Source organism: Flavobacterium sp. 22659 (genome assembly GCF_052044235.1).
In the GTDB taxonomy this organism is placed as follows: Bacteria; Bacteroidota; Bacteroidia; order Flavobacteriales; family Flavobacteriaceae; genus Flavobacterium; species Flavobacterium johnsoniae.
In genome coordinates, this window is the sequence record NZ_JBQEMU010000006.1 from 122673 (window position 1) to 138294 (window position 15622).

13 protein-coding genes are annotated in these 15622 nt (G+C 35.0%); 3 read left to right on the forward strand and 10 right to left on the reverse strand.

Annotation, left to right across the window (positions count from 1 at the left end):
- Positions 1-99 precede the first annotated feature (99 nt).
- Positions 100-2397: a beta-glucosidase BglX gene (gene bglX, locus ACTJIW_RS08735; protein WP_440715204.1), complete on the forward strand. Its 2298-nt coding sequence runs from the start codon at positions 100-102 to the stop codon at positions 2395-2397.
- 244 nt (positions 2398-2641) lie between these two features.
- On the opposite strand, the gene ACTJIW_RS08740 is transcribed toward bglX, so the two are convergent.
- Positions 2642-2977, reverse strand: a complete 336-nt coding sequence (locus ACTJIW_RS08740; RefSeq protein WP_012026927.1) for a DUF5615 family PIN-like protein — start codon at positions 2975-2977, stop codon at positions 2642-2644.
- On the reverse strand, positions 2977-3207 hold the full coding sequence (locus ACTJIW_RS08745) for a DUF433 domain-containing protein (RefSeq protein WP_121360374.1): 231 nt from the start codon (positions 3205-3207) through the stop codon (positions 2977-2979). Before ACTJIW_RS08745 ends, ACTJIW_RS08740 begins: the two co-directional genes overlap by 1 nt.
- Before the next feature lie 169 nt (positions 3208-3376).
- On the opposite strand from ACTJIW_RS08745, the gene mgrA reads away from it, so the two are divergent.
- Entirely contained in the window at positions 3377-4333 is a 957-nt protein-coding gene (gene mgrA / locus ACTJIW_RS08750; RefSeq protein WP_440715203.1) for an L-glyceraldehyde 3-phosphate reductase, read from the forward strand.
- A 140-nt stretch (positions 4334-4473) separates the two neighbouring features.
- Here mgrA and ACTJIW_RS08755 read toward each other — a convergent pair whose 3' ends face one another.
- From ACTJIW_RS08755 to ACTJIW_RS08790, 8 genes are all read right to left on the reverse strand, one after another.
- The gene (locus ACTJIW_RS08755; protein ID WP_440715202.1) at positions 4474-6453 is read right to left on the reverse strand and encodes a glycoside hydrolase family 97 protein; all 1980 of its coding nucleotides are present in this window, start codon (positions 6451-6453) and stop codon (positions 4474-4476) included.
- Between the two features lie 274 nt (positions 6454-6727).
- Positions 6728-8017: a glycoside hydrolase 5 family protein gene (locus tag ACTJIW_RS08760; protein ID WP_440715201.1), complete on the reverse strand. Its 1290-nt coding sequence runs from the start codon at positions 8015-8017 to the stop codon at positions 6728-6730.
- A gap of 116 nt (positions 8018-8133) precedes the next feature.
- Positions 8134-8799 carry a glycoside hydrolase family 26 protein gene (locus ACTJIW_RS08765; RefSeq protein ID WP_440715200.1) on the reverse strand — a complete coding sequence of 222 codons (666 nt, stop codon included), beginning with the start codon at positions 8797-8799 and terminating at the stop codon, positions 8134-8136.
- Positions 8781-9362 (reverse strand): glycosyl hydrolase, encoded by a 582-nt coding sequence (locus ACTJIW_RS08770; protein WP_440715199.1) that lies wholly within the window; start codon positions 9360-9362, stop codon positions 8781-8783. Before ACTJIW_RS08770 ends, ACTJIW_RS08765 begins: the two co-directional genes overlap by 19 nt.
- 5 nt (positions 9363-9367) lie before the next feature.
- The gene (locus ACTJIW_RS08775) at positions 9368-10558 is read right to left on the reverse strand and encodes an AGE family epimerase/isomerase (protein ID WP_440715198.1); all 1191 of its coding nucleotides are present in this window, start codon (positions 10556-10558) and stop codon (positions 9368-9370) included.
- A gap of 6 nt (positions 10559-10564) precedes the next feature.
- Positions 10565-11755, reverse strand: coding sequence for a glycoside hydrolase family 130 protein (locus tag ACTJIW_RS08780; RefSeq protein ID WP_012026920.1), 1191 nt, complete (start codon positions 11753-11755; stop codon positions 10565-10567).
- 31 nt (positions 11756-11786) lie between these two features.
- Positions 11787-13178, reverse strand: coding sequence for an MFS transporter (locus ACTJIW_RS08785; protein WP_440715197.1), 1392 nt, complete (start codon positions 13176-13178; stop codon positions 11787-11789).
- A gap of 39 nt (positions 13179-13217) precedes the next feature.
- Positions 13218-14354: a glycoside hydrolase family 26 protein gene (locus tag ACTJIW_RS08790; RefSeq protein WP_440715196.1), complete on the reverse strand. Its 1137-nt coding sequence runs from the start codon at positions 14352-14354 to the stop codon at positions 13218-13220.
- 306 nt (positions 14355-14660) lie between these two features.
- Between ACTJIW_RS08790 and ACTJIW_RS08795 the strand changes: the two genes are divergently transcribed.
- Complete coding sequence (locus ACTJIW_RS08795; protein ID WP_073408829.1) at positions 14661-15539, forward strand: helix-turn-helix domain-containing protein; 879 nt, start codon at positions 14661-14663, stop codon at positions 15537-15539.
- Positions 15540-15622: the final 83 nt, after the last annotated feature.

Sequence of the window (15622 nt, forward strand, 5' to 3'; positions counted from 1 at the left end):
TTGAAACGGATAGCCCGACCCGGAGGGACACGCCCAAAATGTTAACCTTAGAATCTTAGTATCTCAGCACCTTAGAAGCTTAAAAAAAACTAACTAACCATGAAAAATAAAAAAATAATAATTATTGGGGTTTTGTCCCTGTTTACTGTTGGAAATATGAATGCACAAAAAAAGCCGTATTTGGATAAAAACAAAACTATTGAGCAAAGAATTGATTTGCTTTTGCCTTTAATGACGCTGGAGGAGAAAGTGGGGCAGATGAACCAATATAACGGTTTTTGGGACGTGACGGGACCAGCTCCAAAAGGCGGAACAGCTGAATTAAAATACGAACATTTAAGAAAAGGATTGGTAGGTTCAATGTTAACGGTTCGCGGTGTAAAAGAAGTTCGTGCCGTGCAGAAGATTGCGGTTGAAGAAACGCGTTTGGGAATTCCGTTAATTATTGGTTTTGATGTAATACATGGTTATAAAACGTTAAGTCCAATTCCGTTGGCAGAAGCGGCAAGTTGGGATTTAGAAGCGATTAAAAAGTCGGCTGCAATTGCGGCAGATGAAGCTTCGGCATCTGGAATTAACTGGACATTTGGACCAAATGTAGATGTGGCAAATGATGCGCGCTGGGGACGTGTGATGGAAGGCGCGGGAGAAGATCCGTATTTAGGAAGTAAAGTTGGTTATGCAAGAGTAAAAGGTTTTCAGGGAGAAACTGTAGCAGATCTTCAAAAAGTAAATACAATTGCGGCTTGTGCAAAACACTTTGCTGCGTATGGTTATGTTGAAGCTGGTTTAGAATACAATATTGTAGATATAAGTAATTCTAAATTGTACAATTCAGTTCTGCCTCCTTTTGAAGCGACGGTTGAAGCTGGAGTTCGTACGTTTATGAATTCGTTTAATACTTTGAATGGTGTTCCTGCAACGGGAAATGCTTTTTTACAAAGAGATATTTTAAAAGGAAAATGGAAGTTTGACGGATTTGTAATTTCTGACTATGCTTCGATTCGCGAAATGATCGCACACGGCTATGCAAAAGATGAAGCCGATGCAACAGCAAAAGCGGTAATTGCAGGTTCTGATATGGATATGGAATCGTATTTATATGTGGCAAAACTGGTTGATTTGGTAAAATCCGGAAAAGTAAAAGAAGCTTTGGTTGATGATGCTGTTCGTAGAATTCTTCGTGTGAAATTTGAATTGGGATTATTTGATGATCCGTACCGATATTGTGATGAAAAACGCGAAAAAGAAGTTGTTGGAAGTAAAGCCAACAACGAAGGCGTTTTGGATATGGCAAAGAAATCTATCGTTTTATTGAAGAACGAAAAGAATCTGCTTCCGCTAAAGAAATCAGGGCAGAAAATCGCTTTGATAGGTGCTTTGGCAAATGATAAAAACAGTCCGTTGGGAAGCTGGAGAATTGCGGCTTCTGATGATACTGCCGTTTCGGTTTTAGAAGGAATGCAGCAATACAAAGACAATCAGCTGACTTTTGAAAAAGGAGTTGATTTACTAAAACAAAAAGCAACTTTCTTAACGGAAACAGTTTTCAATACAACTGACAAAAGCGGATTTGAAGCGGCTAAAAAAGCAGCAAAAAATGCCGATGTTGTGGTAATGGTTTTAGGTGAATATGGTTTCCAGAGCGGTGAGGGAAGAAGTCGTACAGATTTAAACCTGCCTGGTTTGCAACAGGAATTATTAGAAGAAATTTATAAGGTAAATCCAAATGTGGTTTTGGTTTTAAATAATGGTCGTCCGTTGAGTATTCCGTGGGCGGCAGAAAATGTTCCAGCAATTGTTGAGGCTTGGCATTTAGGTACTCAGGCAGGAAATGCAATTGCACAGGTTTTATACGGTGATTACAACCCAAGTGGGAAACTGCCAATGTCGTTTCCTAGAAATGTAGGTCAGGTTCCAATTTACTATAACAAATACAGTACAGGAAGACCAATTGACAGCGATAAAAATGTTTTTTGGTCGCATTATATGGATGTGGAAAAAACACCTCAGTTTCCGTATGGTTTTGGATTGAGTTATACGACTTTTGATTATAAAAACCTGAAACTAAATAAAACTTCTTTTGCAAAAGGAGAAAAGGTTCAGGTAAGTGTTGAGGTTACCAACTCAGGGAATTATGACGGAAAAGAAGTGGTGCAATTGTATATTCACGATGAATATGCAAGTATCGTTCGCCCAATAAAAGAACTAAAAGGTTTTGAATTGGTTAACCTGAAAAAAAGTGAAACTAAAACGGTAACTTTTACTTTAACGGATAAAGAACTTGGTTTTTATAATAACGAAGGAACTTATTTAGTAGAACCAGGAACTTTTAAAATTATGGTTGGAGGAAGTTCTGATAAAGGTTTGCAAAGTGGGTTTGAGATAAAAGAATAGTTTTTTGAGGTTAAAAGGGGCAAAGGGGCAAAGGGACAAAGTTTCAAAGTTTTTTTGAATAGCCTCTAGCTTCAGCTAGGGTAATAAGATTTGAATAGAAAAAGGCTTTAGCCAAACTAACGACAGTTTGGCTAAAGCCTTTTTTGATATTTGCTATTTTCACATCCAGCTAAAGCTGGACGAAATTCAATCTTAAATATAAAAAAAATAAACTTTGCGATTTAGCGTCTTTGCGAGATTGAATTTAATAAATCTCTAAAATCATTAATTCATCATTTAATACAAATGATTCAATGATTTCTTTTTTTGAAATTAAAAGTTCAGCTATTTGTTTTGTGTTTTTATTAAAGGTTTTTAAAATAATTACTTTTGGAGGAACTCCTTTAAGAAGTAATAATTTTTCAAAATCATCATCATGCGTGAGAATAGTAAAACTGTTTTTTCTAGCATAATCCCAAATTTCTAAATCTTTTGCAGGTTGATTTACGGGAATATCTTTAGAATGAAAACAACCTGAGAAATCATTCTCGATAAGTTTGGTTATTCTCCAAGATATATTGGCATCTAAAAGAAGTTTCATTATGCCGCAATTATTTTTGTAATATTCTCTCTATTGGCAGCAAAAGCTAAAGCAGCAAGAATGTGTTCTTTATTTAATTCTGGGAAGTCTTCAATAATTTCTTCAAAAGACATTCCTGTAGACAACCACGAAAGAATATCTGATACACAAATTCTAGTTCCTGTTATTATAGGTTTGCCAAATCTGATATCTGGATTTATTGAAATTAAATTTTGCCAATTATTATTCATAATTTTAAATTTTAAACAAATTTACAAAATTAAAAATGAATTAGATTTCTAATTTTCTCTCGCAGATTTAGCAAATTAGGCATATTTTTTTATCTCCTAAATCGGCTAAATCTGAGGGAGATTTTTGTATTTTTAAAATCTATTAAAACTCCAACTTTAAAATAAAACAATGAAATATAACAGATGCGGGAAAAGCGGATTGCTTCTTCCAGAGATTTCCTTAGGATTGTGGCATAACTTCGGTTCGGTTGATAATTTTGAAAATGCCGAAAGTATCGCTATTGAAGCTTTTGATAAAGGAATTACTCATTTTGATTTAGCGAATAATTACGGGCCGGTTCCAGGATCGGCTGAGGAAAACTTTGGGAAAATCTTGTGGCATAATTTTCAGGGAAATCTGCGTGATGAAATCGTGATTTCTACTAAAGCAGGTTACACGATGTGGGACGGTCCTTATGGAGATTGGGGTTCACGAAAATATCTGCTTTCGAGTTTAGATCAGAGTTTAAAACGAATGAGTATTGATTATGTTGATATTTTTTACTCACATCGTCCAGATCCAGAAACGCCGATTGAAGAAACTATGATGGCACTTGATCATGCAGTTAGAAGCGGAAAAGCTTTGTATGTTGGAATTAGTAATTATTCTGCCGAACAAACCAGAGTTGCGGTTGATGTTTTAAAACAATTAGGAACACCATGTTTGATTCATCAGGCGAAATATTCAATGCTGGAGCGCTGGGTTGAAAACGGATTATTAGATGTTTTGGAAGAAAAAGGAGTGGGCTGTATTGCATTTTCGCCTTTGGCACAAGGACTTTTAACGGATAAATATTTAAACGGAATTCCAGAAAACTCAAGAGCACATAATCCAAACGGACATTTGAAAGAAGATGAGGTAACACAGGAACGCATTCAGAAATTAATGCAGCTGAATGAAATTGCTCAGAATAGAAACCAGTCTTTGGCGCAAATGGCTTTGGCTTGGCTTCAAAAAGATAAACGAATTACGTCGGTTTTAATTGGCGCTAGTTCTGTAAAACAATTATGCAATAATATTGATTGTCTGCAAAATACTGAGTTTTCGCATGATGAATTGAATGCAATTGAGAAGATATTATCTTAATGGTGAATTGTGAATTATAAATTGTTAATTCGTAAAAATACATAATCGTAGATACGCGCTTCTGTGCGTCGACGTCATGTTTAGATATTATAACCCGACAGGTTTTTAAAACCTGTCGGTTTTGTTTATAGAAATGGATTTTATTTGATAATCATCGCTAATCCACCGCCGTTTGCTAATCGATATGTTAGTTTTGTGGATGAATCAACAGTAACAATTTCTTTTTTATAATCGGTTGCAGCTTTGTCGGCGTTTAAGCCGTCTGAGAAAATTTCTGCTTGAAATTTTTTGCCTTTTTCAAGGAAAGAAAAATCAATTGTAATGTCTCTGGAATCCCAATTTGTTATTGCGCCTAAATACCATGTATTTCCTTTTCTTCGGGCAATTGAAACGTATTTTCCAACTTCTCCATCAAGAGCAGCAGTTTCATCAAAAGTCGTTGGAACTTTAGCAATAAAATCAGTGCTTTCCTGCTCTTTCATAAAAGCAGTTGGGCTGTCGGCCATCATTTGCAAAGGGGCTTCAAAAATCGTGTAAAGTGCAAGCTGGTGACATCTTGTTCCCTGGCTCATTGGGTTGGAGTGGCTAGGTTTGAACTCGCTTTTTGTCGCATTTCTCATTGCTCCCGGCGTATAATCCATTGGACCTGCCATCATTCTGATAAACGGAATTGTGGTGTCGTATAATGGGACATCATCATTTGGTGTCCATTTATTATTTTCAAGACCTTTTACGCCTTCAAAATTTAAAATATTTGGATACGTTCGTTGAATTCCAGTTGGCTTGTACATACCGTGAAAATCAATTATCAGTTTATGATTGGCTGCTTTTTGAGCAATTTCATAAACCGAATTGACCATCTTAGCATCGTCACGATCAATGAAATCAACTTTGAAACCTTTTACACCCAATTTAGCATAATTGTCAAAAACGCTATCAATATTTTCATGCAAAGCCATCCACGAAGCCCACAAAATAATACCAACATTTCGTTCTTTCGCGTAAGCAATTAAAGCTTCCAAATCTACATTTGGATTGTGTTTCATAATGTCGGTTTCAACACTCCAGCCTTCATCCAAAACCACATATTCAACTTTGTTTTTAGAAGCAAAATCAATGTAATATTTATAAGTCTGCGTATTAATTCCCGCTTTAAAATCAACGTTGTAAATATTCCAGTCGTTCCACCAGTCCCAAGCCACCTTTCCGGGTTTTATCCACGAAATATCTTTTATTTTGGATGGTTCGGCTAATTTCTGAACCATATCATTATTGGCTAAAGCTGCATCATTTTCAGTAATAACAATCGCTCTCCACGGAAAAGTCCTCGTTCCTTTGGTTTTAACTAAATAATCAGCTCTTTCGGTAATTAACTTGTTGAGGTAGTTGAATCCGCCGTTGGTTTCTTGAGTTGGATATTTAGAAAAACGAGATTCAAAACCTGTTTTGTTTTTATTATTGGTTACAAAAAGCCCTGGATAATCTTCTAAATCAGCTTCCAGAAAAACGGCTTTTTTGTGGTTTTTATAATCAATTAAAAAAGGAGAAAAAGCTAGAGTATCTTTAGAAAATCCGCTTATTTTTTTGTTTTCGTAATGCGATTCAAATGAAGAAATAAATTGATCTTTAGGGTTTCTTAAATCACGCACATACGGCATTAAAGTATTGTAATCCTGATCGAAATTTAAAGAAACGTTTTCCCATTTTACAGTAATATTCTTTTTCTTTTTGGTAATAAAGCGATAAGCAGCGCCATCATCAAAAACGCGAAATTCGATGCTGAAATCATTTTTAAAATTTAAAACAAGCTGATTGTATTTATTTTGAACTGTTTTCTTTTTGTATAAAGGTGTTTCAAATTCAGTATTTACACTTTCTTTTTTTGTATTTAGTACAACCGGATTTTTTCCTAAAACGGTATTTTTATCTAAAGTCATCGACATTTCAGAAGGTGCCAAAATCAAATCTTTTTGATGCCAAATCGTCCATGAAATTTTATCACTCACAGCAACTGTAACTTCGATTTTTCCATTAGGAGAATTAACAGTAAAGTTCTGTTTTTGCTGTGAAAAAGAAAGATTTAGAAATAATAAACAAAAAAGAATAATTGCATTTTTCATCTGGATGTTTTTTAAACCATATAAGTTATATAAGTTCAGTTTAGAAAATAGCCTAAGGCTCGATTAATATTTTAGGGCCGGATTTCAATCCGGTTATTTATAAATGCATCAATAAAAGAGATCCGTAGGATCGAAACATTTTATTTGCAGTATCATGTGTTACGTTCCTACGGAACTCTTCTATTAGGTTGATCTTTTTATTCAACGGATTGAAATCCGTTGCTGCAATATAAATCATTCCTACGGAATTTTAATTTCAGCTTATATGGAGAAATTACTTTTTCTTTAATTCTAAATTGTATTTTTTGACAATTTCCAATGTTGATTTATCTTCATTAAAAACCGAATTTAAACCTTGTGGTTCTTGCGGTGGATCTGTTGTGAAAGGCTCTCCCGGATTCCATTTTCCGTCTGGATGAACTGCTTTTCCTTCGCCTCCGTAACCCCAGAAATTTGCAGCTCTTAAAGGACCGTTATTTTTGACACTTTCTGCAACTCTTCCAAAAATATAACTGTAAAATTTATCTCTGTAAATAGATGATGCTCCTGCATTCAAGTTTTCATTTTCTCTCGGAAGTCCAAATTCTTCAATGATGATTGGTCTTTTTAAATTGTCTGCCACTTTAATATGGGCATCAATATATTTACCAGCATTTTCTATTGTTGCAGGTATTGTAGCTTCGGCATTATCTGCTTTAAACCAGTTCCAGTTTTTAGGCCAGATGTGCATCGTTAAATAATCAATATTTGGGTTTTTATGTGTTCTTTCGAAGATTTCCATACTGTCATTAGAACTGTTTTTTCCTTCAGAACCTGTAGAAACCAAATGATTTTTGTCTAAACTGTCGATCAAATCCACAATATTATTGAGCCATTTGGTGAATTTTGCTTCATTTTCTATCGTAAAAAGCCTAGGTTCGTTTCCAACCTGCCAAGACATAATGGTATTGTCTTCGTTGTATTTCTTTTTAGAATAAGCGTTTGTTCTGCCAATAATAAATTTTACATGATTGTTCAGTGCTTCCATGCAAGGTTCGCAGCTGTGAAATTGTTCTGTATACGACATAAATTGAGGCCAGGTATTTGGTGGAATATTCGGAACTGGAATTGCGCCTTTACCATTCCATTCTAAATATTGTGACATTCCGCCAGACCATTCCCAGTTATTGGTTAGGTATAAAACGGCATACATTTTACGTTTGCTCATTTCGCTGATAAGAAAATCCAATCCGTCTAATAAATCTTCGTCATATTTTCCCTGCTCGTATTGCAATGCTGGACGAACTGTAAAATCGTATTTTCCGCCATCAGCCCCAACTAAAATACGCAAATTATCAATTCCGTTTTTCTTCATTACATCCAATTCACGAAGCAGTCTTTTTCGATCGCCAATTTTCTTTGAGGCAAGCATGCTTCCGTACCAATAATTGGTTCCAATGTAAGCGTAAGGTTTATCACCTTTAAAGAATTCATTTCCTTTTACAGTAATTCTTTCCTGTGCCTGACAAGCAATTATGGAGAAAATTAAAGATAAGCTGAAGGTTTTGAGAAGTTTATTTTTCATGGTTTGTTTTGTTATTGTCATTGCGAGGAACGAAGCAATCTCATTCCTTTACTTTATCAGCAAATGTGCTTATTGTTAGTGTGGTTGCTTCGTTCCTCGCAATGACTTACTTTGTGCTATTTCGGCATTTCATACATTTTAGGCAGTGTGTTTAATAATGCTGATTTTGTTTTAGAAATATACGTTTTAAAATCTACTGCGTTAGAAACTGAACCGGTTGGTACATAATACCCGTCTTTGTTATTGTTCCAAAACATGACATAACTTATCTGAATATCATTTTTGGTTAAAGCTTTGTATAATAAAGTCGAAAACCAATCTGTAATGGCCGGCGTTCTACTGGTAACGCGATAACCTGTTTCGGTTAAAGCTGCGATTTTTACTTTTGCTTTAGCGTAATCAGAAAGAATTTTCAGTTTTGCATTTGCTTTGTCAGATCCTGTTTGACCTTGGTTATTGAAATCACCATAATTATCCATTCCTATAATATCGACATATTTATCTCCCGGATAACGGCTTAAATAATTGGCTTCGGTTGTGTATGAATTATCAGGAGAAAAAGCATAGAGAATATTGTGAACCCCTTTTGTGTTTTTTAAATAATCAACAGTAAACTGAAAAGCCTGCTTGTATTCTTCGGGCGTGCAAAAACTGGCACCCCACCAAAACCAGCTTCCGTCAAATTCATGAAAGGGTCTGAAAATTACTGGAATCAATTCACTATTAGAACCTTTTAGATTTAAAATAACGCTGGCTATTTTATCTAATTTCTTTTGTACCATTCATTGTTTGCTCCGCCGGGTAAAATGCTTTTAAATGCTGTTGCTTTTTGTTCTGCTGTCATATCGGCAGCATAAAAAGAATCTTCTTTGTTAGGTTCTCTCAAATGCCAGCAAAATGTGTTGATTATTCCTTTTGCGTAAGCGGCTTTAACATCGCTTACAATTTTTTGTTCCTGCTGATAAAACCAGTTATCTGCTTGGTTATTATTGTTTTTGTCTGTAATAAACATGAAATCTGAACCTAAAACTGCCGGATCGTAGCCTGTGTTTTTTTTGATGTCAGAATCTCCGCCGGCATCCTGGTAAAAGCTGTTAAACGCATCTTGCTGGCCAATTGCCGTTTTAGTTTTGGCAAGTCTTTTTAAATTATAAAATAAAGCCACGGTTTCTTTTGTTGCATTTGCATCGACCATAAATGTTGGAGCATTTTGAGTTGTTAAAGGATCTGCTTCTACCACTGGATCTATTATGATGACAGGACCTGCTTCTTTATCAGAAGAACAACTTATAAATGCTAGAACAGTGAGGCTTATAAATGCTATTTTAAGAAATGCAGTCTTCATTTTTTTTAAGTTTTAATTCGGTTAATAAGTTCTAAACAGGCGCGGCTATTGTGATAAGGACATTTCCAAAAACCAGCTTTGTCTTTTTCGATCAATGAATAATCTTTGTAAATTCCCCAGAACCATTCACCATTTTTATGATCCAGAATGTGTTTTTTAATGAAATTCCAGTTTTCAAAAACAATCTCCAGATATTCTTCTTTTCCCGTTAATTGATAAGCATTGTAAAAACCAATCAGCGCTTCTGCCTGAACCCACCAGTGTTTTTCGGCAATTAATTCGTTTTCTTTAGGTTCAAACTCGTACCATAATCCGCCATCAGTATCTAATCCTTCTTTGGTAACTTCGGCAATTTGAACAGCGTATTTTTTATAATTGTTAATTAGGTTTTTCTCTTCTAAAACTTCGGCACATTGCAATAAAAGCCAGGCTGCTTCGATGTCGTGTCCGTATGAAATTACGTCTGGTTTTTCGATCCAGTTTTCATCAAAAAACAAACGAAGATGTCCGGTTTCGGTATTAATAAAATGTTTTTCTATTGTTTCTAATAGTTCGATGCTGTCTTTTTTGAGTGTTTCATCTTTCCAGACTTTAAATAAATTGGCATATGCTTCAATGATATGCAAATGCGTGTTCATCGTCTTTTTTTCGTTGGCGTCTTTGTCGCTTAAACGTAAATCTTCAATAGGCTGCCAATTGCGTGTAAAAGCTTCGAGATAGCCTTTGTTTACAGGATCGTAACTGTATTTTTGTATGCTTTTATATAAATTAACAGCAGTTTCTAAAGCTTTTTGATCTTGAGAAATAACATAATACTCAGATAATCCATAAATAGCAAAAGCTAGGGCATAGATTTGGTTTTTAGTGTCTTTTGGTGTTTTATCAGCGTTTATGCTCCAAAAAAGTCCGTTAAATTCAGGATCATAGAAGTATTTGGAAAGATATTCAAAAGCTCTTTTTGCAATTTCTTTGTGTTTTTCTTTTTTTGTGATCTGATAACTGGATGAAAATGTCCATAGAATTCTGGAATTCAAAACGGAACCTTTTTCTGCATTGGCAACAATATGATCGTTGAAATCAATCTGCCCCACAAAACCTTCATTTTGATTATCGAGCGTATGTTTTGACCAATAATTTAAAATCGAGTCAAGTTCGGCTGTCAATTCAGATTTAAGCTGTTTTAGATTTGCTGGCACGTTGTATTATATTGCGTTATTTTTTTCAATCTGATTGATTATTGTTTCAACAGAACCTGCTGAAATAAAAGTATCTGCCGGAGTATTAATAACATAATCGACTAATTTTTCTACAGAAGAAACAGCAACATGCATTCTTGTGTCTGATGATGCGTAATATACATACACAGTTCCGTCTTCATCTTCAATCCATCCGTTAGAGAACAAAACATTCGATACATCGCCAACTCTTTCGATACCTTCCGGACCCATAAAATGACCTGCGGGAACGTGAGTTACTTTCGAAATATCATTTAAATCAGTCATGAACATATATAAAGTGTATCGTAATCCTGCAGCGGTGTTACGAACTCCGTGTGCAAGATGTAACCAGCCTTTTTCGGTTTTAATAGGAGCAGGGCCAAGTCCGTTTTTTAATTCATAAATGGTATGATATTGTTTTCCAAAAATGATTTTTTCATCTTTTACAACAGGATTTGTCATGTCATCAACATATCCTAAACCAATTCCGCCTCCAGAACCAACATCTATAAAACCGTCTTGCGGACGTGTATAAAGGGCGTATTTTCCGTTTATAAATTCAGGATGTAAAACTACATTTCGCTGTTGTCCTGTATTCGAAATTAAATCCGGCAGTCTTTCCCAGTTTACTAAATCTTTTGAGCGTACGATTCCTGCATTGGCTACAGCCGAACTTGTATCGCCTTTTGGAGCTTTTGGGTCTTTTCTTTCGGTGCAAAAAATACCATACACCCAGCCGTCTTCGTGGTTTATTAAACGCATATCGTAAACGTTGGTGTCTGGTTCTTCGGTTTGAGGAATTACACACGGTTTGTCCCAAAATTTGAAATTATCTACGCCGTTTGGACTTTCTGCAATGGCAAAAAATGATTTTCTGTCAATACCTTCTACGCGTACGGCCAAAAGGTATTTTCCGTTCCATTTCATGGCTCCGGCATTGAAAGCGGCATTCATCCCGATTCTTTCCTGTAAAAACGGATTTGTTTTTTCATTTAAATCAAAACGCCAGTTTAACGGAACATGTGATGCGGTAACCACAGGATTTTGATAACGCTGATAAATTCCGTTTCCGGCATTTTCCTGCGGTGCATTTTTTTGTTCGATTAATGTTTTATGTTCTTTTTCTAATGCTGCTTTTCGGTTTTGAAAAGTAGTCGCAGAGGATATTGTTGTCATATTCTTTGATTTCGGTATCTGATTTATTTTTTTAGTTTGCCTGGTCTCTTTTTTCGTTTAAATCTTGTTCAATTGTCTGCAGTTTTTCTTCGGATAATGGATAGAATAAAATGAAAACGACAGATATTGCGGCTGCGATTGCAGGAAGTATGCTTAACATTAATTGAATTCCGTTTTGGGTTACGGCAGTCTGCTCGACATTGGCCTGAAAACCGTAATATCCTAAAAGCCATCCGGTTCCGGCTCCGCCAATGGTCCAGCCAAATTTTTGTGACATTGATGAGGCTGAGAAAACTAATCCTGTGGCTCTCCGTCCTTGTTTCCATTCAGAATAGTCAGCGCTGTCTGCGTACATTGACCAGATTAAAGGGAAAATACAGCCGGCACAAATGCTGATTAAAACCTGAAAGCTCATGATTAAGAATACATCTTCTTTTCCGAAGAAATAGAAAATTAAACTTAGAATGGCAGCGATTGCCATAGCGCCAAAAAAGGTTTTCTTTTTACCAATTTTATTGGCGATTGGTGTCGCGATAATAACTCCAATGATATTGGCAGCTTGTCCCAAAACCAGATAAATTGAAGTTGGAGTCATGTGGAAATCAGTTCCAAAAAGGGAAAAGTCAAAATTTACATTACTGCTTACATAATATTTGAAATAGTAAACGGCAGCACCGTCTCTAATAGAATTAAAAACCAAAGTCCCGATTCCGGCTCCTAATAAAATCCACCAAGGTTTATTTTTTAAAAGATCTTTTAAATCTTCCTTTAAGTTTGATTGTTCGTTTTCGATAGGTTTTACTCTTTCTTTTGTAAAGAAAAAACAAGCCCAGAAAAATAGGGTTGTAATAACTCCAAAAACAGATATAGTAGCGAGCCAGCCTGTTTTAGAATTTAGGTTTCCGCCGAAATAATTTACAAGAGGTTCAATAAGCCAAAGGGCTAAAAGACTGCCGCCAAAGGCAAAAACCATCCTGTAAGAGGATAAAGTATTTCTGTCTTTTCTGTCAGACGACATTACGCCCAAAAGTGATGCGTATGGAACGTTGATTAAGGAATAAATCATCATCATTAAAGAATACGTTACATAGGCGTAGATTATTTTTCCTTTTTCGTCAAAATCTGGTGTATAAAAAGTTAAAACTCCAATCACGGCAAAAGGCACGGCAACCCATAATAAGTAAGGTCTGAATTTCCCCCATTTTGTTTTGGTTCTGTCTGCGATGATGCCAACAATTGGGTCAAAGCAGGAATCCCAAATTCGGGTAATCAAAAACATAGTTCCTACTATGGCAGGTGCTAGTCCGAAAACATCGGTGTAGAAAAACAAAAGATACATACTAAAGATTTTCCAGAACATTGATGAAGCGGCGTCTCCAAGTCCGTAACCAATTTTTTCTTTTAAACTAATTTTGTCGTGCATTGAGTGGTTATTTTAAGGTTTGATTTTTGAGTCTGGTAATTATTTTAAAGCTTTTTTTATGTCTTTTTCAAAAAGGGTTTTGTCGAGATTGTAATACTCAATAAAGTCTTTTTCGCTTACTTGTCCTTTAAACGGAGCATAATAATGCATTTTCTTTTCGTTTTCCTGCCAGCCGTGGTTTCTCCACAATAAAACATACGAAATTTTATAATCGCCAATGGCTTTAGAGAGAGTTCCTGTCCACCATTTTGGATCTGGTACAGCTTCGTAACCTGCTTCGGCAATGGCTGTTAATTTATGTTTTTCATGACCAATTTCGTCGATGATTTTCAATTGTTTTTGAACTTCTTCAATAAATTTTTGTCCGTCTTTATCATTATTGTTTTGATAAGAATCAAAGCTTATAATATCGGCAAAATCATCGCCGGGATAATTTGCCAGAAAATCTTCTTTTGTATTAAAACTGCTGGTGTTGTATACATAAATTAAGTTGTGAACGCCTTTTTTCTGAAGGTAATCAAAAGTAAATTTCCATGCTGTTTTAAATTCTTCGGGAGTGCAATTTCCTTTTCCCCACCAAAACCAGCCTCCGGTAAGTTCATGATAAGGTCTAAAAAGAATTGGAATGTTTTTTCCTTTTTTGTCTTTTAACGAAAGAAAGAAATTGGCAGCTTTATCAAGCCATGAAGTAAATTTTTGATGGTTTTCGCCTCCTGGTAAAATTGTTTTTAGTGAATTTGGAGTATTGTCCCAGGCATTTTTTCCTGTTGCGGGATTATCAAAATGCCAGCTTATGGTTGAAATACCGCCTCTTTCATTGGCTTCGATAATATATTGCTTCATTTTTTCGAAAGGAACGCCGTCTATATTATTGGCATCATCTTTTTCTAAGCCAGCAATGTCCCAGCCGTAAACTGCGGGATAATCTCCGGCAACATCTTTAATATCGCTTCGGTTGTTTTCGTATTTCCACTTTACACCATAAGCAAGGTCATCCTGATGACCAAAAAGATATCCTTTTTGTACCAGTTTGTTTAGGTTTTTATATAGAAGAACGGTTTCGGCTGTTGCTTTTTTATCTGAAAGTGACAAATTCGTATTACTATTGTTATGCTGTGCAGAACAGGAAGTTCCTATGAAAGCAGTGATTAAAAGCGTGTAAAAGTATTTTTTCATTTCGTGAAAATATTGTTTTTCAGCGTATTTCTGCTATTTGCTGGAAATTTGCAGATAGCTGCTGAAGCTGTTTTTGTCTATTTGTAATTCAGTATTGTTTTCCTGATAAAATTATTAAAACTATAAAAAGGTCAAGTATTAAAAATGATTATTGTTTATTATTAATACTGTTTTTGTAAAGTTGATAATTTTATTTTTCAAAGATAAATGTATGTTTATAGCTTAATCAATATTATTTTATCAATTATATATCATATTATTGCAGGAAAAAAGAAATCTAATTTTGCTAAAACAGTTTTTAAGAAAATGAGTACAGCTAAAAATTTTTATAGAGAGATAGCACCGCTTTCTGCCGGAGATAGTTTTTTGGTTTTTGACAGAGTGAAAGACAGTTTTGATTTTCCGGTTCATTATCATCCTGAATTTGAGATTAATTTTATTTTAAATGGAAAAGGAGTAAGGCGTGTTGTGGGTGATAATATTGAGGAAATTGATAACGTCGAATTGGTTTTAATTGGTCCGAATTTATATCACGGCTGGGAACTTAATAAGTGTACAAATAAAAAAATACATGAAATTACGATTCAGTTTCATAATGATTTATTTCATGAATCTTTGCTTGCTCGACGTATTATGAACCCAATTCGGGATATGTTTAATCGTTCGATTCACGGAATTTTATTTTCTAAAAAAGTGGCCGAAGAATTGACGCCAAGGCTTGTGAGGCTTTCTAAACTGGATGGTATAGATTATTTCTTAGAAATTACTTCCTTATTATATGATCTTGCTAATTCAAGAAATCAAAGACTGCTTTCTACTTATACAGTAGATTATGATAAGTTTGATGATTATGATAAAATGAAACTGGTATATGAATATGTACAAAAACATTTTGCTGAAAAAATTACTTTAGAAGATGTAGCGAATGTTGCCAGTATGTCGATTATTTCTTTTAACCGATTTATAAAAAAGCGCACCGGAAAAACTTTTGTCAATTATATAAATGATATCAGAATTGGATATGCTGCGCGCTGGCTTGTAGAGAAAGATATGAGTGTTTCTGAAGTTGCATTTAAATCCGGCTTTAATAATATTGCGAACTTCAACCGCAGTTTTAAGGCTATTAAAAATTGTACACCAAGCCAATACAGAGAAGATTTTTCTGGATTGAAGCGTATATTATAATGATACTTTTTTTGCACAAGTAAATATTATTTTTAACGAAATCGTTTGATTTTGATGATTTCGTTACTTTTTATGCATAATTT